We start from the raw sequence: 18,118 nt of genomic DNA on the forward strand, positions 1-18,118 counted from the left end.
CCATGCGGGCCGTCGGCGCCTGCGGGCACCCATCGGCATTTCGCGTCCGTCGGGCGGCGAGACGCCGCCATCCCGGCAGGTTAAACTGCGCGGCTGAAAGAATTCGGGTCCCGTGCGCACATGCTGCAGAAACTCCGCGACAAAACCTCCGGCTGGGTCGCCAGCCTGATCCTGGGTCTGCTGATCATTCCGTTCGCCTTCGTTGGCGTGAACGAATACATGACCGGTGGCACCGCCGGCGACGTGGCGCTGGTCGAAGCGCCGCCGACGTGGTGGGAGTCGGCGCCCCAGTGGTGGCCGGTGTCGATGCTCTGGCAGCGCGAAGAAGTCACGCAGGAAGATTTCCGCGCCGCGTTCGAGCAGGCGCGCCAGCAGCAGCGGCAGGCGCTGGGTGACGCGTTCGATCCGCGCGAGTTCGAAAGTGCGGAAAACAAGCGCAAAGTGCTGGACCAGTTGCTCGACCAGAAGGTGCTGGCGCTGGGCGCGAAGCGCGCAGGCATCGTCGTGGGCAACGCGGCCGTGCAGAAGATGATCGCGAGCGAGCCTGCGTTCCAGGTGGACGGCAAGTTCAGCCCCGAGCAGTACCAGATGCTGCTGGCATCGCAGGTGCCGGCGATCTCGCCGCTGCAGTTCCAGGAGCAGCAGCGCGAGCGCCTGCGCATGCTGCTGGTGCCGCAGGCCATCGGCGATTCCGACTTCGTGACCGAAGGCGAACAGGCGCGCATGTGGAAGCTGCTGGGCGAGACGCGCGATATCGGTATCGCGCTGCTGCCGCCGGTGGCCGAGGACACGGCGCCCGTCACCGAGGCGCAGGTCAAGGCGTGGTACGACGGTCACAAGAGCGATTTCAAGCAGCCCGAACAAGTGTCGCTGGAGTACGTCGAGATCGATGGCGCGACATTGCCCGTCGCCGCGGCGCCCGACGAAGCGGCGCTGCGCAAGCGCTACGAAGCCGAAAAATCGCGCTTCATGTCGCCGGAGCAGCGGGTGGTCGCGCACATCCTGATCGCGGCCGACGCGGGCGCGGACGCCGCCACGCAGAAGAAAGCCGAGGAAAAGGCGGCCGCGCTGGCCAAGCAGGCGCGCGAAGGCGCCGACTTCGCCGCGCTGGCGCGCGCGAATTCGGACGATCCCGGCTCGAAGGATGCGGGCGGCGAACTGCCGCCGTTCGCGCAGGACGGTTCGATGGTCAAGCCGTTCGAGGACGCTGCGTTTGCCATGCAGGCCGGCGAGATCCGTGGGCCGGTCAAGAGCGACTTCGGCTATCACGTGCTGCAGCTGAAGCAGGTCAATCCCGGCACCGGTCGCAGCTTCGAGGAAGTGCGCGGCGAACTGGCGACGGAAGAAGCCAACAGCGAGCGCGACCGTGCGTTCAATGACCTGGCCGGACGCCTGGTCAATGAGACATTGAAGAACCCGACGGCGCTGGCGCCGGCGGCCCAAGCCATCGGCCTGCCGCTGCAGAAGGTCGGTCCGTTCTCGCAGAATGCGCCCCAGGGCATTGCGATGGTGCCGGCGGTACTGCGGGCAGCGTTCTCCGACACGCTGGTGCAGGACGGCACGATCAGCGATCCCATCGAGATCTCACCCAACCACAGCGTCGTCATCCGCGTGGCGCAGCACACGCCGGAACAGGCCTTGCCGCTGGACAAGGCGCGCGATGCCGTCGTGCTGGCCATCCGTGCGGACCGCCAGAACAAGGCGGCGCTTGCCGCTGCTGATGCGCTGGTTGCGCGTGTGCAGAAGGGCGAGTCGTTGGCGACGGTCGCGACGGCCGAGGGTTTGCGTTTCAACGAACTGCCGGGTCTGCGCCGCGGTATGCCGATGCCGACGGCCGAGGCCAACGACGCGATCTTCGCGGCGGGTCGACCGGCGGAGGGCAAGGTGGTTGCCGGCAAGGTGGCGCTGGGCGACGGCGCCTACGCCGTGTTCACCGTCAACAAGGTGAATGATGGCGTGATCGCGGAGATGCCCGCGGAAGAGCGCGCGACCATGCAGCAGCAGCTGACGCAGCTCAATGCCGGCATCGCGACGCAGGCTTACGTCGACGCATTGCGCAAGCGTTTCAAGGTGAAGGTGTTCGAAGAGCGCCTCTGAGTCGCACGCGCCGCCAGGTACGATCCGAATCCCGCCACCCGGCGGGATTCTTCTTTTCGCGCGCCCTGCTCAATCGGCGTCGCTGTCCAGCTTCAGCACCATGCCTGGCCGCAGTACCGCGTTCGGCGCCAATCCATTGATCTGCAGCAGGTGCGCCGTCGTCATGCCGTTGCGACGCGCGATGGTCCAGGCGGAATCGCCGTTCCTGACCGTGTGCGTGCGGCCTGCGGAAGGCGGGCCGGTCCGCGTCTGGGGTTTCGTGGCCGCCTGCGCCATCGGTGCGTCTTCCAGCGCTGCGGTATCGGTGGCAGCCGCGCTTGTCGGTGCCAGCAGTTGTATCGGCTTGCCTGCCCGACTGAAGCGGCCGGCCAGTGCGGGATTGAGTCGCTTGAGCAGTGCGGCGGGCTGTTGCTGCGCCGTTGCCCACATGTCGAGGGTGGCGTCGCCGGGCAGGACATGCGCCGCCAGGCGCGGGACGGGACGGTCCATCTGCCGGAGCCAGGCGTCGCGGTCGTCCGCCTGCTGGAAGATGCAGGCGAGGGCGTGCAGTTTCTCCACGTAGGCGTAGGTGATGCCCGACAGGCCCGGCAACTCGGCCGGGCGTGCGTTTCGCGCATTCATGCCGGCGCGCCGCATCGATTGCAGCACGCGGTACTCGCCGGCGTTGTAGGCCATCACGGCCAGCCGCCAGTCGCCGCCGAACATCCCGTGCAACGTCTTGAGATAGCGGACGGCGGCCTGGGTGGAATCCACCGGCGACAACCGGCCGTCATACCCCTCGCGCATCGGCACGCCATGGTTGCGTGCGGTGATGCCGATGAACTGCCACAGCCCCGCCGGGCCTTGCGGATTGCGTGCGCCGGGCTTGTAGCCGCTTTCGACGAACGGGATGAGGGCGAACTCCGTGGGCAGGTGCGCTTCGCGCAGCGCATCCACCACGTAGCCGAACAACGGCAATACGTCGTCTTCGGCGCGCGCGAGCTGGCCGGGGGCATGGCTGAAATGCTTCTTCCAGCGTCCGTTCGTCGCTTCGCTGTCGCACTCCGGATCGGCGAGACCGTCGCGAAAGCGCTGGTAGACCTCCAGCCCACTGCGCTGGTGGCTCGTGGGCAGGCTGGCCGGATCGAGCGGGGGCATGGACGCCTGCGGCGACGTCTCCGCGGGCGGATCGGCGGCGAGCGCCACGTGGGGGGCGAGGGCCAGCCCGGCCGCCAGCAGGGCCGCATGCAGTCGATGAGGTCGGATCATGCGCGGAAATCGTTCTTCCATTGCCGCAGGGTGGCGAAGGTCTCCACCCGGTCGGCAGGCGGGCGGCCCAGGCGATGGGTTACCGCGGCGCGTACAGCGTCGGTGTCCACCCGCAGGAACGGGTTGGTCGCGATCTCGCTGGCGAGCGTGACCGGGAGGGTGGGACGACCGGCCTGGCGCATGCCGCGGGCCTCCTCGCTGCGTCGGCGCAGCGCCTGATTGTGGGGGTCGACGGCGCTGGCGAACGCGGCGTTGGCCAGCGTGTATTCGTGGCCGCAGCAGACCAGCGATGACGAAGGCAGCGCCGCGAGGCGTTCCAGCGAGGCCAGCATCTGCGCCGGAGTGCCTTCGAACAGGCGTCCGCAGCCCAGGCTGAACAAGGTGTCCCCGCAGAACAGGTGCGAGGGGCCATCCGTGCCTCCGCCATGGAACGCGATATGGCTGCGCGTGTGCCCGGGGACCGCCAGCACCGAAAGCCGCCAGTGCTTGACCTGCACGGTCCCGCCATCGCCCACGCGTTCGGTCGCATCGGGAATCCGCTCGTCTTCGGGCGCGAAGACCGGCAAGGTGGGCCAGCGCGCCCGCAGGGCGGCGATGCCGCCGGCATGGTCGGCGTGGTGATGGGTCACCAGAACGGCCGCCGGCCACAGGCCGTTGCCGGTGGCGGCCAGCACGGGCGCCGCATCGCCGGGATCTATCACCAGTGCGTCGCCATCGTCGTCGACCAGCGCCCAGATGTAGTTGTCCTCGAAGGCGGGCAGGGCGAGCAGGCGCATCGGGGTGAGGACTCCGGGCAGGGAACGGACGCCCGGGGGCGGCGTCCTCTACAATCCGAACATGCCTGCGTTCGCGTTTACACGTCAACCCGATGCCCTGGCGTGGTTCGGGTCCGAGCGGGGTGGGCCGATCCTGGCGTCGGAGCATGCCCGCATCAGCCAGGCACTGACCAGCCGGACACCCCAGCCATGGCTGTGGGTAGCGCCGGAAGGCGCCGCCCCGTCGTCCCCTGCATCCCGCGCCCCGGCGACGCGCGGCGTTCGACTGCGCACCACGGCAGGCGCACACCGCCTGGCCGGCCAGGTCCGGTGCGGCCTGCCGCTGCCGCTGCCAACCGAAGCCATGGGGGTTATCGTGCTGCAGCACGTGCTGGATGCCGGTGATCCGCAACCGCTGCTGCAGGAGTGCTCGCGGGTGCTCGAGCCAGGGGGGCGGCTGTGGTTGTTCGTGCTGAATCCCTGGAGTCCATACCGCTTGCGCTGGCGTGGCGCCGGCCTGGTGCCGCGGGCATTGCCGCAATGGCGCCTGCAGCTGGCGGCCGCCGGCCTGGTCGTCTCCGAGCACGTCCTGCATTACGGCCCGGTGTGGAAGGGCGTGGCGGACGCCCCCGGCCATGGACCGGCGCCGCTCCGCGCCGCCCGTCTGCTCGAAGCGGAAAAGCGCGTCGCCGGCCTCATTCCCCCCTCACCGGTGGCGCGCGCCTGGCGCACCGCGCCCGCGGCCTGACTTTCGAACACGAGGACACATGAAGCACGTCAGCATCCATACCGATGGCTCCTGTCTGGGCAATCCCGGCCCCGGCGGCTGGGCCGCGCTCCTGCGCTACGGCGAGAAGGAGCGCGAGGTGGTCGGCGGCGAAGCGCAGACCACCAACAACCGCATGGAACTGATGGCGGCCATCGCGGCGCTGGAGGTGTTGACCGAAGGCTGCGAGGTCACCCTGCATATCGACTCGCAGTACGTCCGGCAGGGCATCACGGAGTGGATGCCGGGCTGGGTCCGGCGCGGCTGGAAGACCGCCGGCGGCGATCCGGTGAAGAACCGAGACCTGTGGGAGCGGCTGCATGCGGCGACCGGTCGCCACCGGATCGACTGGAAGTGGGTCAAGGGCCACAACGGCGATCCCGACAACGAGCGTGTCGACGTGCTGGCGCGCAACGCGGCCGTGCGTTTCCGCAACGGAGCGGTGGCGTGACGCTGGCGATAGCGCCTGGCCAGCGCATCGCCGGGACGGCCCGCCTGCAGTTGCACGCGATGTCCGATCGCGACGATGCCGACGTGGCACTGATGCTGGAACTGCTCAACGATCCCGCCTTCATCCGCAACATCGCCGATCGCGGCGTACGCACCCTGGAGCAGGCGCGCGATTACCTGCGCAACGGCGCACTGCGCAGCTACGCGCAACACGGGTTCGGCATGTATGCGATCCGGCGCAAGGACACCGGCGACCTGATCGGCAACTGTGGGCTGGTCCGCCGCGACGGGCTGGACGGCCCCGATCTGGGATACGCATTGCTGCCGGCACATGCGGGACAGGGCTTCGCGCTCGAGGCCGCGCGGGCAGTCATCGCCGATGCCGGCAGCCGGCTCGGCCTCGCCCGCCTGCATGCCATCGTCAACCCCGACAACGCAGGCTCGATCCGGCTGTTGCAGAAACTGGGATTCGAATTCGACAGAATGATCGTGCTCCCCGCCATCGAACACGCGGTGGACCTGTTCCACCTGCACCTCTCCAAGGAAGCCACCGCCTGATGCGCCAGATCATCCTCGACACCGAAACCACCGGTCTGGAGTGGAAGAAGGGCAACCGCGTCGTCGAAATCGGCTGCGTCGAACTGCTGGAGCGCCGGCCCACCGGGCGCACCTACCACCAGTACATCAATCCGCAGCGCGAGTTCGAGCAGGGTGCGGCCGAAGTGACCGGCCTCAGCCTGGAGTTCCTGTCCGACAAGCCGCTGTTCGCGGCGATCGCCGACGAGTTCCTGGCCTTCATCGACGGGGCGGAACTGATCATCCACAACGCGGCGTTCGACGTCGGCTTTCTCGATTACGAACTGTCCCGACTGGGCGAACACTACGGCCGCCTGACCGACCGCGTCACGGTGGAGGATTCGCTGTTGCTGGCGCGGCAGCGTTTTCCCGGCCAGCGCAACTCACTGGATGCGCTGTGCAAGCGCCTGGGCGTGGACAACACGCATCGCCAGTTGCACGGCGCGCTGCTCGACGCCCAGTTGCTGTGCGACGTCTACCTCAACCTGACCGCCGGCCAGCGCGAGATCGGCTTCGGCGGCGCCGAGGAAACCACTGCGGGCGCATCGGCGGTCGTCGTCCACCAGTTCGATCCTGCGGTAGCGGGAGCACGGCCGCGCGTGACGGCATCCGCCGACGAACTGGCGGCGCACGAAGCCCGCCTGGCGACCCTGCGCAAAAAGGCCGGTGGCCGCTGCCTGTGGGATTCGCCGGTGTTCGAGGCCGGCTGACCGGCCCGTCGTTACTTAGTGGCAGCGCACCAGGATCGCGGTGACGTTGTCCGAACCGCCCCCGTCCAGCGCGGCCGCGATCAGCGTGTCGACACATTCCTGCGCGCTGCAGTCGTCGTGCTTCAGCGTGGCGGCGATGCTGGGGTCGTCCACTTCTTCAGTCAGGCCGTCGCTGCACAGCAGCAGCTGCATGCCGGGACGCAGTTCGCCGGTCATGGTTTCCACGTTGAGGTGGTTGGGGTCGGTGACACCCAGCGCCTGGGTGACGACATTGCGATGCGGGTGGGTGCGGGCCTGCTCGCTGGTCAGCGCGCCCTGGGCGATCAGTTCCTGCACGTAGCTGTGGTCCTGGCTCAACTGGGCCAGCTGGCCCTCCCGCCACAGGTAGGCCCGGCTGTCGCCGACCCACGCCACCTCGAAGCGGTTGCCCTGGATGCGCGCGGCCACCACGGTGGTGCCCATCGGCAGGGTGTCGTTGCGACGGCGGGACGTGCGGATGATCTCCTCGTCGGCGATCCGGATGGCCTGGGCCAGCGGCGTGCCATCGCGGATCTCGCGCACGATGGTCTCGCGCGCCAGCGCACTGGCGACTTCGCCGCACGCATGTCCACCCATGCCATCGGCCACCAGCCACAGGCCCAGCTCGCTGTCGCCGTAATAGGTGTCCTCGTTCAGCTCGCGCCTGAGGCCGACGTGGGAGATGTGGCCGAATTCGATCATGGTGCCCTGTCTGTGCGGACGGCGTTTTCCTATCCGCTCATACGCAATGATCCGGTTGGACAGGACATCGGACAAGGTCAACGGTCGCAAGGGAGCCGCTCGGGTTCATCGACGTGCAGAGCGGGTGATGCTGCCAGGCGCCGGCAGGGTCGCCACGCTTGTCCGGATGCGGTCGGCCACGTATCATTCACGCCCCCGGGGAAGCCCGGGGCCACCGGAGAGGTGGCAGAGTGGTTGAATGTACCTGACTCGAAATCAGGCATACGTTAATAGCGTATCGAGGGTTCGAATCCCTCCCTCTCCGCCAGTTTCACACAAGCCCCCGCAAGGGGGCTTGTGCTTTTGGGGATCGTCGATGGGATGCCCGCGGCCGCGGCGCTAGAATGGCCCCCTTTCGCCGGAGTCCCCCATGTCCGAGATCCTCGTGCCCGTGTCCTTCGGCGAGTTGCTGGACAAGATCGCCATCCTCCAGATCAAGTCCGAGCGCATGAGCGACCCGGCCAAGCTGGCGCACGTGCGCGATGAACTGGCCGCGCTGGAGAAGACCTGGATGGCGCATCCGGTGGCGGGCAACGACATCGTCGAACTGCGTGCCCAGCTCAAGGCGGTCAACGAGCGCCTGTGGGTGATCGAGGACGACGTGCGCCTGAAGGAGAAGGCACAGGCGTTCGACGACGATTTCGTCCGCCTGGCCCGCAGCGTCTACTTCGAGAACGACGAGCGCGCCCGCATCAAGAAGGCGATCAACCTCGCCCTGGGCTCCGCCTACGTGGAAGAGAAGTCGTACCAGGACTACCGGGTCGCCGGCACGCCCTGACGATCCGCGTTCAGTCCGCGAGGTCGTCGCGGAACCTTTCGAAGGCGGCGATGCCATCGTCCACGGTGACCAGTTCCATCACGCCGTCGTGTTCGATCTTGGTGCCCCATTTGAGCTCGGCGGCCGGTTTGCCCTTGTAGCGGCGCGCCGCGTCGTCGTAGCGGTCCACGCAGTAGCGAACGGTGGAGTAGGGACCGCTGCGGCGCGGATTGCTGGCCGCGTGCAGGCCCAGCACCGCCGTGCCCATGGCATTGGCGATGTGCATGGGGCCGGAATCGGGTGTCATCACCAGATCCGCGCGCGCCAGCAGGGCCGGCAGCTGCTTCAACGTGTCCTTGCCGACCAGATCCAGGACCGGTGCCTGCATGGCGGCGATGATGGCGTCGGCGGTCTTCCGCTCCAGGTCGCTGCGCCCGCCGCACAGCACCACGCGCCAGCCCTGTGCGGCGGCATGGTCGGCCACGGCGGCGTAGCGGTCGGCGAACCAGTTGCGGCGCACATGGCTGGAGCAGGGCGAAATCACCAGCGTCCGCCTCCCGTCCGCGGGCCATTGCGCGGCGGCCCACGCGTGCGCGTCGGCGGGCACCGGCAGGTCCCACACGACCTGGGTCTGCTTCAATCCCAGCGGTTCGCAGAAGCTGCCCATCGCGTCCAGCACATGGATGCCCGGGCGGTCAGGGATGCGCTCGTTGATGACCAGCCCGTGCAGGTCCTTAGAGCGGCTGCGGTCGTAGCCGATGCGGCGCCGTGCGGGAATGAAGGCCGACAGCAGGTTCGCGCGCAGGGCCACCTGCATCTGCAGCAGCGCGTCGAAGCGGCCCGGCATTTCCCCTCGCAGCGCACGCATGCCGGCCAGCCCGGTCTTCTTGTCGTAGGTGTGGAAGGTGACGCCTTCCAGGCCTTCGAGCAGCTTGAAGCCGCCCTTGTCGATCACCCAGTGCAGGTGCAACTGCGGCCAGTGCCGCTGCAGGGTGCGCACCAGCGGCACGACATGGGTCACGTCGCCGAGGGCGGACAGGCGCAGCAGGCACAATGAGGGGGGAATCGTGGACAAGTGTTGTTAGACTCGCTGGATGGTCGGTTTTGACGCCTCGGAATCCCTGACGCCGTTCCGCGAAGGCAGCGGATACGGTGCGATTCTGTTCGACCGCAAACACCTGCGGCAAGCGGATCCGGACTGGTTCGTGCCGGAGAAGTGGGGCGAGCGCGCCCGGCCGGTGGACAGCGGTGGCCGTGGCAGCGCGTGGTTCATCGATGCGCCCTCCAGCCAGTGCGTGCTGCGCCACTACCGGCGCGGCGGGCTGGCCGCGCGTTTCAGCCAGGATCGCTACTTGTGGCACGGCCCCGACCGGACCAGGAGCTTCGCCGAATTCCGCCTGACGCGCGCGCTGTTGGCGCGCGGGCTGCCGGTGCCGCGCCCGGTGGCGGCCAGCTATGTGCGCGACGGCATGTTCTACCGCGCCTCGATCCTGGTGGAACGGCTGATGGAGGTGCGCACGCTCGCCGACATCGCCGGGCAGGCCGAGGGGCACGCGCCGTGGGAAAGCACGGGCCGGCTGGTGGCGCGCTTCCATCGGGCCGGGTTGGATCACGCGGACCTCAATGCGCAGAACATCCTCTTCGACCCGAGCGGTCACGGCTGGCTGATCGATTTCGACCGCGGCCGCCTGCGCATTCCTGCGACGGCCTGGCGCGAACAGAATCTGGCGCGGCTTCGCCGTTCCCTGATCAAGCTGCGCGGTGCGCGCAGCGAGGAGGCGGTGGGTCAGGATTTCGCCCAGCTCCGCCGCGCCTACGACCACGCTTGGTCGCGGGGCTACTGAGATGGGCTGGACGCTGCGCTTCCTGGGCGTGGGCAATGCCGGCGCGGTCGAGCTTGGCTCGGCGATGGCGACGCTGGAACGCGACGGCGCGCCATGGCTGACGATCGACTGCGGCGGTGAAGGGCTGACCGCCTACCAGGCGCGTTACGACGGCATGCCCGATGCGGTGTTCATCACCCACGTGCACCTGGACCACGTCGCCGGCATGGAGCGGCTGTTCGTGGCCAGCTACTTCGATGAGGCGCGTCGCGGCAAGGTCCGCCTGTACGTGCCGGCGCCGCTGGTGCCGGTGCTGCACCAGCGCATCGCCAGCTACCCGAATGTACTAGCCGAGGGCGGTGCGAACTTCTGGGACGCGTTCCAGCTGATTCCGGTCGGCGAGGCGTTCTGGCATGACGGGCAGCGGCTGGAAGTGTTCCCGGTGCGCCATCACTGGCCGGACACCGCGTTCGGGCTTCGTCTGCGCGGCAGCGTGGTGTGGACCGGCGATACGCGCCCGATTCCCGAGATGCTGGCGCGCCATGCCGACGCCGGCGAGGTGATCGCACACGACTGCGCGCTGCATGGCAATCCGTCGCACAGCGGCATCGACGACCTGGAGCGCGAGTACCCGGCGGCGTTGCTGGCGCGTTGCGTGCTGTACCACTACGCCAGCGTGGAGGACGCCGAAGCGCTGCGCGCGCACGGCCATCGCGTCGCGGAGGCGGGCGAGGGTCTTCCGCTGGTGGCGCCATTGCCGACCGTGCTGCCGTGAATCCGGTTCCGCTGCCGCACGATCTGCTGGGGCGTCCGCTGCACGACCTGCGCCTGTCGGTCATCGATGCCTGCAATTTCCGTTGCGGGTACTGCATGCCTGCCGACCGCGTGCCCGAGGACTACGGCACAGACGCCTCGCAACGGCTGTCCTTCGACGAGATCGACACGCTGGTGCGCGCCTTCGTGCGGCTGGGCACGCGCAAGCTGCGGCTGACCGGTGGCGAACCGCTGCTGCGCAAGCGCCTGCCCGAGCTGGTCCGCCGCCTGGCGGTGATTCCCGGGTTGGACGACATCGCCCTGACCACCAACGGCATGCTGCTCGCGCAGCATGCGCAGGCGCTGCACGAGGCGGGTCTGCGACGCATCACCGTCAGCCTGGACGCGCTGGATCCGCAGGTGTTCGCCGACATGTCGGGACGGCGGGGGCGGGTGGAGGATGTGCTGGTGGGTATCGATGCCGCGGTCGCGGCCGGTTTCCGGCGACTCAAGATCAATGCCGTGGTGCAGGGCGGCGTCAATGAGGACCAGGTGCTGCCACTGGTCGAGCGTTTCCGCGGCACCGGCCATGTGGTGCGCTTCATCGAGTTCATGGATGTCGGCGACAGCAATGACTGGCGCCGCGACCGCATGGTGCCCTCATCGGTGCTGCGCGACCGCATCGCCGCCCACTGGCCGTTGCACCCGCTGCAGGCGGATTATCGCGGCGAGGTGGCCGAGCGCTACGGGTTCGACGATGGCGAGGGCGAAGTCGGTTTCGTCAGCTCCGTCAGCACGCCGTTCTGTGGCGACTGCCATCGTGCGCGCGTCTCCGCGGACGGGCGGCTGTTCACCTGCCTGTTCGCGGCGGACGGCGCCGACCTGCGCACCGTCGTCGCGCGGGGCGAGGATGCACTCGCTGCGCATGTCGCCGACCTGTGGCGCGCCCGCGGCGACCGTTACAGCGAACTGCGCGGCAGCCCGGAAGTACGGGACCGCCGGCGCGTCGAGATGTATCTTATCGGCGGTTGAACCGCGCAGGATCCGCATGCCCCGCAAGACCCTGACCCATCTCGATGCCGATGGCCGACCGGCCATGGTGGACGTCTCCGGCAAGGCGTCGACCGCACGCGAAGCGCTGGCCACCTGTCGCGTGCGCTTTCCGGCGGATGTGGCGCGCGAGTTGAAGCGCACTGGCTTGCGCAGTGCGAAAGGGGGCATCGTGGACACCGCGATCATCGCCGGCACGATGGCGGTGAAACGCACGCACGAACTGATTCCGTTCTGCCATCCGTTGCCGATCGACGGCTGCCGCCTGGCGGTCGACTGGGATGGCGACGCCACGCTGCGCATCGACTGCCAGGTCCGCACGGTGCACCGCACCGGCGTGGAGATGGAAGCGTTGACGGGCGCCACCGTCGCCGCGTTGACGGTCTACGACATGTGCAAGGCGCTGTCGCATGCGATCGTGCTGGGGCCGGCGAAACTGGTGGGCAAGCGCGGCGGCAAGCGCGACGTGGGCCAGGTGCGATGACCCAGGTGACGCTGCTCTATTTCGCCAGCCTGCGCGAGCGTGCCGGGGTCGCCAGCGAAGCGGTCACCACGGCCGCGGCAGATCTGGCTGGCGTGTACGACGAAGCGCAGGCGCGGCACGGGTTCACCTGGCCGCGCGAGCACCTGCGGGTGGCGGTGGATGGCGAGTTCGCGCGCTGGGGCGACGCCCCGCTCGCGGCCAGCGAGATCGCCTTCATCCCGCCCGTGAGCGGGGGCTGAGCATGCCGGGCTTCCATCTGTCGGAGACGCCGATCGACGTCGCCCCGTTGCGTGCCGGCGTACTCGACCCACGCGCCGGCGGCTACGCCAGCTTCGAGGGGTGGGTACGCGACCATCATGCAGGGCGCGCCGTCGGCGGTCTCGACTATGAAGCCTATGCCGTGCTGGCAGAGCGCGAGGGCGAACGCATCATTGCAGAGGCGAAGGCGCGTTTCGACGTGATCGACGCCTGCTGCGTGCACCGCGTGGGCACGCTGGCCATCGGCGACCTGGCGGTCTGGGTCGGCGTGAGCGCGGCGCATCGTGGCGCAGCGTTCGACGCCTGCCGGTACATCATCGACGAGACGAAGCGGCGCGTGCCGATCTGGAAACGCGAGCATTACCGCGAAGGCGATGCGGACTGGCTGCATCCGATGGCAGAGGAGGCGTGAGCGTGCTGCGCGCGTTGCTGTTCACTGCCGCGCTGGCTGCGACAGTTGGCGCGTCGTCGCCCGCGACGAAGGCGGCCGAGCTGCTGGTCGGCAACAAGTCGGCCGATACGGTCTGGCGCCTGTCGCTCCGCGACGGCCGCCGGATCGGCGAGTTCCGCACGGGCGAAGCGCCGCACGAGATCGCCGTCGCACCCGATGGCCGGTCGGCCGTGGTGACGAACTATGGCGAAGCGAAGACCGGCAGCACGCTGTCGGTACTCGACCTGGTGGGCGGCACGCCGACGCGGTCGATCGACCTGGGCCAGCATGGCGCGCCGCATGGGCTTCGCTTCCTGCCGGACGGCCGCCGCGTGCTGGTGACCACGGAGGCGTCGGCCAGCGTATTGATCGTGGATGTCGGCACGGGCGAGATCGAACGGGAGATCGAGGTCGGTGCCGGGACCGGCCACATGATCGCGGTGTCGCCCGACGGCCAGGCCGCCTACCTGACCAAGATCCAGGCCGGCACCGTGAGCCGGATTGACCTGGAGGCCGGCACGAAGACTGTCGAACGACCAGCAGGGAAGGGCGCGGAGGGTGTCGCGGTCCGACCGGATGGCGCCGAGGTCTGGGTGACCAACCGCGAAGACGGCACGTTGACCGTGCACGATCCGCGCACGCTCGCAGTCAAGCGCCGGATGAGCAGCAAGGGATTCCCGATCCGCGTCGTGTTCTCGGCCGATGGCACGTTGGCCTTCGTCACCAACGCGCGTGCGGCAACGCTCGCCGTGTTCAATGCGCGCACCAAGGTGCCGGTCGCGACCGTATCGCTGTCGCGCGACGACATGACCTACCAGCCCACGATGCTGGGCAATGCCGCGCTGCCGATCGGTGTGGTGGCCGCAGCCGATCGTCCGCGGGCCTACGTGGCGATCAGCGGTGGCGACAGGATCGCCGTCATCGACACGCAGCGCTGGCAGGTGATCGACTACTGGGTCACCGGCCGTGAGCCGGATGCGCTGGGCATCGTCGCGGACTAGGGTGCTCCGCGGTACGTCCGCGACCATGGCGCCGATGCCGTCGCAACGGCAGCGGAGAGTGACTGGCCAATGTCTGAAAAGGCGGTAGCCCCGCCGGCTGACCTCGGCGCCCGCGTCGATCGATACCGTTGCTGCCTTCCGGCCCTGGCGGGATTTTCGACCTAGCGTCGCGAGGGGCCGACGGGGCCACCATAGACACGAAACCGCGCCGGAGCGCGGTTCGTCGTCAACCCACCGTGGCGGGTTGCGATGGAACTGGCGGAGAGAGGGGGATTCGAACCCCCGAAGCGCGGTTTAGACGCTTACACACTTTCCAGGCGTGCTCCTTCAACCACTCGGACACCTCTCCGGGACCTGAACGCGACCGGGGCCGCTTTCAGGGGCGTGAATTCTAGCCTTCGCGGGGGTGCGGCCACAAGCGAAGCCGTGCGCGGGCCATCGGGCGGAGGGAGGACGGGCGGGGCGTGGCACAATGTCGGCATGTCCTACCTCGTCCTCGCCCGCAAGTGGCGTCCCAAGCGTTTCGCCGAGCTGGTGGGCCAGGAACACGTGGTCCGCGCGCTGACCAACGCGCTGGACAGTGGTCGCGTCCACCACGCGTTCCTGTTCACCGGCACGCGCGGCGTTGGCAAGACCACGATCGCCCGCATCTTCGCCAAGTCGCTGAACTGCGAGAAGGGCACCAGCGCCGATCCCTGCGGCCAGTGCCCGGCCTGCCTCGACATCGATGCCGGCCGCTACATCGACCTGCTGGAAATCGACGCCGCGTCGAACACCGGCGTGGACGATGTGCGCGAGGTGATCGAGAACGCGCAGTACATGCCGTCGCGTGGCAAGTTCAAGGTCTACCTGATCGACGAAGTGCACATGCTGTCGAAGGCGGCGTTCAACGCGCTGCTGAAGACGCTGGAAGAGCCGCCGGAGCACGTGAAGTTCCTGCTGGCGACCACCGACCCGCAGAAGCTGCCGGTCACCGTGCTGTCGCGCTGCCTGCAGTTCAACCTGAAGCGGCTGGACGAGGAGCAGATCCGCGGGCAGATGACGAAGATCCTCGGCGCCGAGGCGATCGAGGCCGACGCGTCCGCCATCGCCCAGCTCGCGCGGGCGGCCGACGGTTCGCTGCGCGACGGCCTGTCGCTGCTCGACCAGGCCATTGCCTATGCCGGCGGCGCCCTGCGCGACGAGGGCGTGCGCACCATGCTCGGCACGGTGGACCGTACCCAGGTCAGCGCCATGCTCGCTGCCCTGGCGCAGGGCGATGGCGAGGAACTGTTGCAGGTGGTCGCGCGGCTGGCGGAGTTCTCGCCCGACTGGGGCGGCGTGCTTGATGCGCTGGCCGAGGCCTTGCACCGCATCCAGGTGCGTCAACTCGTGCCATCGGCCGATGTCGAGGCGGAAGGCGTCGATGTCGATGCGTTCGCCGGACAGCTGCGGCCGGAAGTGGTGCAGCTCTGGTACCAGATGGCGATCAATGGCCGTCGCGATATGCACCTGGCGCCCAGTGGGCGCGCGGGTTTCGAGATGAGCGTGCTGCGCATGCTGGCTTTCCGGCCGGCGCAGCCGGGCGAGATGCGCGGCGAAGCGCGTACGTCTCCTGCCAGCGCGGCCGCGGCTCCGGAGGCGCCGTCTCCGTCCGCCCATGCGCCCGCCGCCGTGCACGCCAAGGCGCAGGCGCCCGTGATGCCGCCGCAGCAGATGGCACGCGAAGAGGTCCCGCTGCCGCGTGCGGCAGCCGATGATGCGCCGCCGTGGCTTCCCGCCGAAGCGATGAAGGCTTCGGTACCTTCAGTACCCGCACCTGCACCTGCACCTGCACCGCCCGTGTCCGGCGCGCCGTCCTCGACGATGCCCGTCGACATCGGCATCACCGATGCCGAGACGTGGCTGCACTTCGCCAGCACCTGCGGCCTCAAGGGCGTCGGCAAGCAGCTGGTCGACAACGTCGCCTTCGCCGGTTATGCGAACGGCACGCTGACGCTCGCGCTCGACAGCGGTTTCGACTACCTGCGCTCGGAGCGCACGCTCGGTGAACTCGGCGAGGCCATCGCCAGCCGCTACGGCGTGGCGCCGCGCCTTGCGTTCGCGACGACCACCGCCGATGGCGAAACACTGAAGCAGCGCAGCCACCGGCAGCGCGACGAGCGCCAGAACGTCGCCGAGGAAACCTTCATGAACCATCCGGACGTGCGGCAGCTGATGCAGCAGCATGGCGCCAGGCTCGTGCCGGATTCCATCCGACCTTACGAAGAGTGATCACGACATGCGTGGAAACATCGCCCAACTGATGCAGCAGGCGCAGAAGATGCAGGAGAACCTGCAGCGCGCCCAGGAAGAACTCGCCAAGCTGGAAGTCACCGGCAACGCCGGCGGCGGCATGGTCAGCGTGACCATGACCGGTGCCAAGGAGTGCCGCAAGGTCCGCATCGATCCGTCGCTGCTGTCGGATGCCGAGATGCTGGAAGACCTGATCGCGGCTGCATTCAACGACGCGTCCAACAAGGTCGATGCCGAGTCGAAGTCGCGCATGGGCGCCGCCACGGCCGGCATGCCGCTGCCGCCCGGCATGAAGATGCCGTTCTGATCTGCCGCTGGCATCGGTGACGGCATGTTCGCCGTCGCGGATGCCGAGACGATCATGTCCAGTCCGCTGCTCGACCAGCTCATCGAGTCATTGCGCGTCCTGCCCGGCGTCGGGCAGAAGACGGCGCAGCGCATGGCCTACCACCTGCTCGACCGCGAGCGGGATGGCGGCAAGCGCCTGGCCGGCGTGCTGGCCGAGGCGCTGGACCAGATCGGCCACTGCGAGCAATGCCGCGATTTCACCGAAGGCGCGATCTGCACGCTCTGCGCGAGCGGCAGCCGCGACCGCCACCAGCTCTGCATCGTCGAGTCGCCCTCGGATCGCCTGGCCATCGAGCAGGCCACCGGCTACCGGGGCGTCTATTTCGTCCTGCATGGCCGGCTGTCGCCGCTGGACGGCATCGGCCCGCGCGAACTGGGGCTGGATGCGTTGTCGGCGCGCCTGTCGCAGGGCGAAGTGACCGAGCTGATCATCGCCACCAATCCCACCGTCGAAGGTGAGGCCACTGCGCATTACCTGGCGCAGCTGGCGCGGCAGCAGGGCGTGCGGCCCAGCCGCCTGGCGCACGGCGTACCGCTGGGTGGCGAACTGGAATACGTGGACCGCGGCACGCTGGCGCACGCCTTCGGCGGCCGCAGCGAAATGACCTGACCGAACGAGCACGAGGACGCAACCGCATGACCGACACCATCTTCGCCAGGATCATCCGCCGCGAGATCCCGGCCACCATCGTCTACGAAGACGATGACGTCCTTGGCTTCAAGGACATCGCCCCGCAGGCGCCGGTGCACGTGCTCTTCATTCCCAAGAACGAGGCGATTCCCACGCTCGACGACGTGCGTCCGGAACAGGCGCACCTGATCGGCAAGCTGGCGTTGGCTGCGGCGCATTACGCGCGCAGCGAAGGATTCGCGGAAGACGGTTACCGCATCGTGATGAACTGCCGCGAGGACGGCGGGCAGACCGTGTTCCACATTCACCTGCACCTGCTCGCCGGGGCGCCGCTCGGCCGCTTCGGCACGCCGGGCTGAGCGCCCATCCACGCAATGGCGGGACAAGAAAAAGCCGCTCGATGAGCGGCTTTTCCGTTCGTTGCGATGGGGCTACTTACCACCAGCCCCAGCGGCCCCAGCGTGGGCCCCAGAAGGGGTCGTAATACGGATAGGGGCGGACGACTTCGACCTCGCGCACTTCCGGCCACAGGTAGACCACGTCGGCGGCGACGCGCGGCAGTTGGTAGTCGTAGTCGCCGATGCGGGTGCTTTCGTAGCCCTCGATCTTGCCGACGAAGGTCACTTCGCGACCTTCGGCGAACACGGCCGGATCGTAGAAGCCGGCACGGCAGGCGATGAAGCGGCCGTCGGTGGCGTCGGGTGCCGTCGACATCGGCCGGCCGGTGGCATTGAGCGGCCGCGAGACGAGCTGGAAGCAGGTGGAGTTCTGGCCGGGCGTAGTGCTGATGATGCGGCCGCCCCAGCGGACCGGTGCACCGACCTGCGGCGCGCCGACGGAGTCGCGCGGATTGACCTGGGTGAAGCTGCCCTGCAACGGCGTGGGCGCCGTGGCGCAGGCGGAAAGCAGCGCGGCGGCTGCGACGACAGTGGCGAAGCGAAGGTTCAT

22 protein-coding genes, 2 tRNA genes and 1 other RNA gene are annotated in these 18,118 nt (G+C 68.6%); 18 read left to right on the forward strand and 7 right to left on the reverse strand.

Translation table 11 applies throughout. The annotated features are described in order from the left end of the window. The first annotated feature begins 120 nt into the window (after positions 1–120). Entirely contained in the window at positions 121–2,097 is a 1,977-nt protein-coding gene (locus CSC78_RS02715) for a peptidyl-prolyl cis-trans isomerase (protein WP_162336367.1), read from the forward strand. Between the two features lie 69 nt (positions 2,098–2,166). Here the strand turns inward: CSC78_RS02715 and CSC78_RS02720 are convergent, their stop codons facing one another. Continuing rightward, the gene (locus CSC78_RS02720) at positions 2,167–3,345 is read right to left on the reverse strand and encodes a lytic transglycosylase domain-containing protein (protein ID WP_162336368.1); all 1,179 of its coding nucleotides are present in this window, start codon (positions 3,343–3,345) and stop codon (positions 2,167–2,169) included. Further along, positions 3,342–4,121 carry a hydroxyacylglutathione hydrolase gene (gene gloB / locus CSC78_RS02725; RefSeq protein WP_162336369.1) on the reverse strand — a complete coding sequence of 260 codons (780 nt, stop codon included), beginning with the start codon at positions 4,119–4,121 and terminating at the stop codon, positions 3,342–3,344. Before gloB ends, CSC78_RS02720 begins: the two co-directional genes overlap by 4 nt. A 61-nt stretch (positions 4,122–4,182) precedes the next feature. On the opposite strand from gloB, the gene CSC78_RS02730 reads away from it, so the two are divergent. The 4 genes from CSC78_RS02730 to dnaQ are packed head-to-tail and all read left to right on the forward strand — an operon-like array spanning position 4,183 to position 6,602. Beyond that, positions 4,183–4,848, forward strand: coding sequence for a class I SAM-dependent methyltransferase (locus CSC78_RS02730; RefSeq protein WP_162336370.1), 666 nt, complete (start codon positions 4,183–4,185; stop codon positions 4,846–4,848). Between the two features lie 19 nt (positions 4,849–4,867). Beyond that, positions 4,868–5,317, forward strand: coding sequence for a ribonuclease HI (gene rnhA, locus CSC78_RS02735; protein WP_162336371.1), 450 nt, complete (start codon positions 4,868–4,870; stop codon positions 5,315–5,317). Beyond that, positions 5,314–5,874 carry a GNAT family N-acetyltransferase gene (locus tag CSC78_RS02740; protein WP_274379338.1) on the forward strand — a complete coding sequence of 187 codons (561 nt, stop codon included), beginning with the start codon at positions 5,314–5,316 and terminating at the stop codon, positions 5,872–5,874. Before rnhA ends, CSC78_RS02740 begins: the two co-directional genes overlap by 4 nt. Beyond that, a complete protein-coding gene (dnaQ, locus tag CSC78_RS02745; protein ID WP_162336372.1) occupies positions 5,874–6,602 on the forward strand; it encodes a DNA polymerase III subunit epsilon in 729 nt (242 codons plus the stop codon). The genes CSC78_RS02740 and dnaQ overlap by 1 nt, the downstream gene beginning before the upstream one ends. Positions 6,603–6,617: 15 nt before the next feature. Here dnaQ and CSC78_RS02750 read toward each other — a convergent pair whose 3' ends face one another. Beyond that, positions 6,618–7,322 carry a PP2C family protein-serine/threonine phosphatase gene (locus CSC78_RS02750; protein WP_055942014.1) on the reverse strand — a complete coding sequence of 235 codons (705 nt, stop codon included), beginning with the start codon at positions 7,320–7,322 and terminating at the stop codon, positions 6,618–6,620. 216 nt (positions 7,323–7,538) lie between these two features. Here CSC78_RS02750 and CSC78_RS02755 point away from each other — a divergent pair. Together CSC78_RS02755 and CSC78_RS02760 are read left to right on the forward strand one after the other, a co-directional pair. Then, positions 7,539–7,629: transfer RNA gene (locus CSC78_RS02755), tRNA-Ser, on the forward strand. A gap of 102 nt (positions 7,630–7,731) precedes the next feature. Beyond that, on the forward strand, positions 7,732–8,139 hold the full coding sequence (locus tag CSC78_RS02760) for a DUF6165 family protein (RefSeq protein WP_162336373.1): 408 nt from the start codon (positions 7,732–7,734) through the stop codon (positions 8,137–8,139). A gap of 10 nt (positions 8,140–8,149) precedes the next feature. Here the strand turns inward: CSC78_RS02760 and CSC78_RS02765 are convergent, their stop codons facing one another. Beyond that, entirely contained in the window at positions 8,150–9,184 is a 1,035-nt protein-coding gene (locus CSC78_RS02765; RefSeq protein WP_162336482.1) for a glycosyltransferase family 9 protein, read from the reverse strand. Between the two features lie 28 nt (positions 9,185–9,212). Between CSC78_RS02765 and CSC78_RS02770 the strand changes: the two genes are divergently transcribed. From CSC78_RS02770 to CSC78_RS02800, 7 genes are read left to right on the forward strand one after another with little or no spacing between them, the layout of a single operon-like run. Further along, complete coding sequence (locus tag CSC78_RS02770; RefSeq protein ID WP_162336374.1) at positions 9,213–9,962, forward strand: 3-deoxy-D-manno-octulosonic acid kinase; 750 nt, start codon at positions 9,213–9,215, stop codon at positions 9,960–9,962. 1 nt (position 9,963) lies between these two features. Next, positions 9,964–10,716 carry an MBL fold metallo-hydrolase gene (locus CSC78_RS02775; protein ID WP_162336375.1) on the forward strand — a complete coding sequence of 251 codons (753 nt, stop codon included), beginning with the start codon at positions 9,964–9,966 and terminating at the stop codon, positions 10,714–10,716. Further along, a complete protein-coding gene (gene moaA / locus CSC78_RS02780) occupies positions 10,713–11,726 on the forward strand; it encodes a GTP 3',8-cyclase MoaA (RefSeq protein ID WP_238391140.1) in 1,014 nt (337 codons plus the stop codon). Before CSC78_RS02775 ends, moaA begins: the two co-directional genes overlap by 4 nt. A gap of 16 nt (positions 11,727–11,742) precedes the next feature. Beyond that, entirely contained in the window at positions 11,743–12,228 is a 486-nt protein-coding gene (gene moaC, locus CSC78_RS02785; protein WP_162336376.1) for a cyclic pyranopterin monophosphate synthase MoaC, read from the forward strand. Further along, the gene (locus tag CSC78_RS02790; protein ID WP_162336377.1) at positions 12,225–12,467 is read left to right on the forward strand and encodes a MoaD/ThiS family protein; all 243 of its coding nucleotides are present in this window, start codon (positions 12,225–12,227) and stop codon (positions 12,465–12,467) included. Before moaC ends, CSC78_RS02790 begins: the two co-directional genes overlap by 4 nt. Positions 12,468–12,469: 2 nt before the next feature. Continuing rightward, entirely contained in the window at positions 12,470–12,898 is a 429-nt protein-coding gene (locus CSC78_RS02795) for a molybdenum cofactor biosynthesis protein MoaE (RefSeq protein ID WP_162336378.1), read from the forward strand. Continuing rightward, entirely contained in the window at positions 12,895–13,917 is a 1,023-nt protein-coding gene (locus CSC78_RS02800) for a beta-propeller fold lactonase family protein (protein ID WP_162336379.1), read from the forward strand. The genes CSC78_RS02795 and CSC78_RS02800 overlap by 4 nt, the downstream gene beginning before the upstream one ends. A gap of 87 nt (positions 13,918–14,004) precedes the next feature. Here CSC78_RS02800 and ffs read toward each other — a convergent pair. Beyond that, an RNA gene (ffs, locus tag CSC78_RS02805) (signal recognition particle sRNA small type) lies at positions 14,005–14,101 on the reverse strand. Positions 14,102–14,173: 72 nt separating this feature from the next. Beyond that, positions 14,174–14,266: transfer RNA gene (locus CSC78_RS02810), tRNA-Ser, on the reverse strand. A 131-nt stretch (positions 14,267–14,397) separates the two neighbouring features. Between CSC78_RS02810 and dnaX the strand changes: the two genes are divergently transcribed. Genes dnaX through CSC78_RS02830 form a run of 4 tightly spaced genes read left to right on the forward strand, consistent with a single transcriptional unit; the run spans position 14,398 to position 17,529 of the window. Beyond that, positions 14,398–16,170: a DNA polymerase III subunit gamma/tau gene (gene dnaX, locus CSC78_RS02815; protein ID WP_162336380.1), complete on the forward strand. Its 1,773-nt coding sequence runs from the start codon at positions 14,398–14,400 to the stop codon at positions 16,168–16,170. A gap of 7 nt (positions 16,171–16,177) precedes the next feature. Beyond that, positions 16,178–16,498: a YbaB/EbfC family nucleoid-associated protein gene (locus tag CSC78_RS02820; RefSeq protein ID WP_162336381.1), complete on the forward strand. Its 321-nt coding sequence runs from the start codon at positions 16,178–16,180 to the stop codon at positions 16,496–16,498. Between the two features lie 54 nt (positions 16,499–16,552). Continuing rightward, positions 16,553–17,149: a recombination mediator RecR gene (gene recR / locus CSC78_RS02825; RefSeq protein ID WP_162336484.1), complete on the forward strand. Its 597-nt coding sequence runs from the start codon at positions 16,553–16,555 to the stop codon at positions 17,147–17,149. A 26-nt stretch (positions 17,150–17,175) separates the two neighbouring features. Further along, a complete protein-coding gene (locus CSC78_RS02830) occupies positions 17,176–17,529 on the forward strand; it encodes a histidine triad nucleotide-binding protein (protein WP_162336382.1) in 354 nt (117 codons plus the stop codon). A gap of 76 nt (positions 17,530–17,605) precedes the next feature. Here CSC78_RS02830 and CSC78_RS02835 read toward each other — a convergent pair whose 3' ends face one another. Then, positions 17,606–18,118, reverse strand: coding sequence for a Slp family lipoprotein (locus tag CSC78_RS02835; protein WP_162336383.1), 513 nt, complete (start codon positions 18,116–18,118; stop codon positions 17,606–17,608).

It is taken from the genome of Pseudoxanthomonas japonensis (assembly GCF_010093445.1).
Taxonomy (GTDB): Bacteria; Pseudomonadota; Gammaproteobacteria; order Xanthomonadales; family Xanthomonadaceae; genus Pseudoxanthomonas_A; species Pseudoxanthomonas_A japonensis.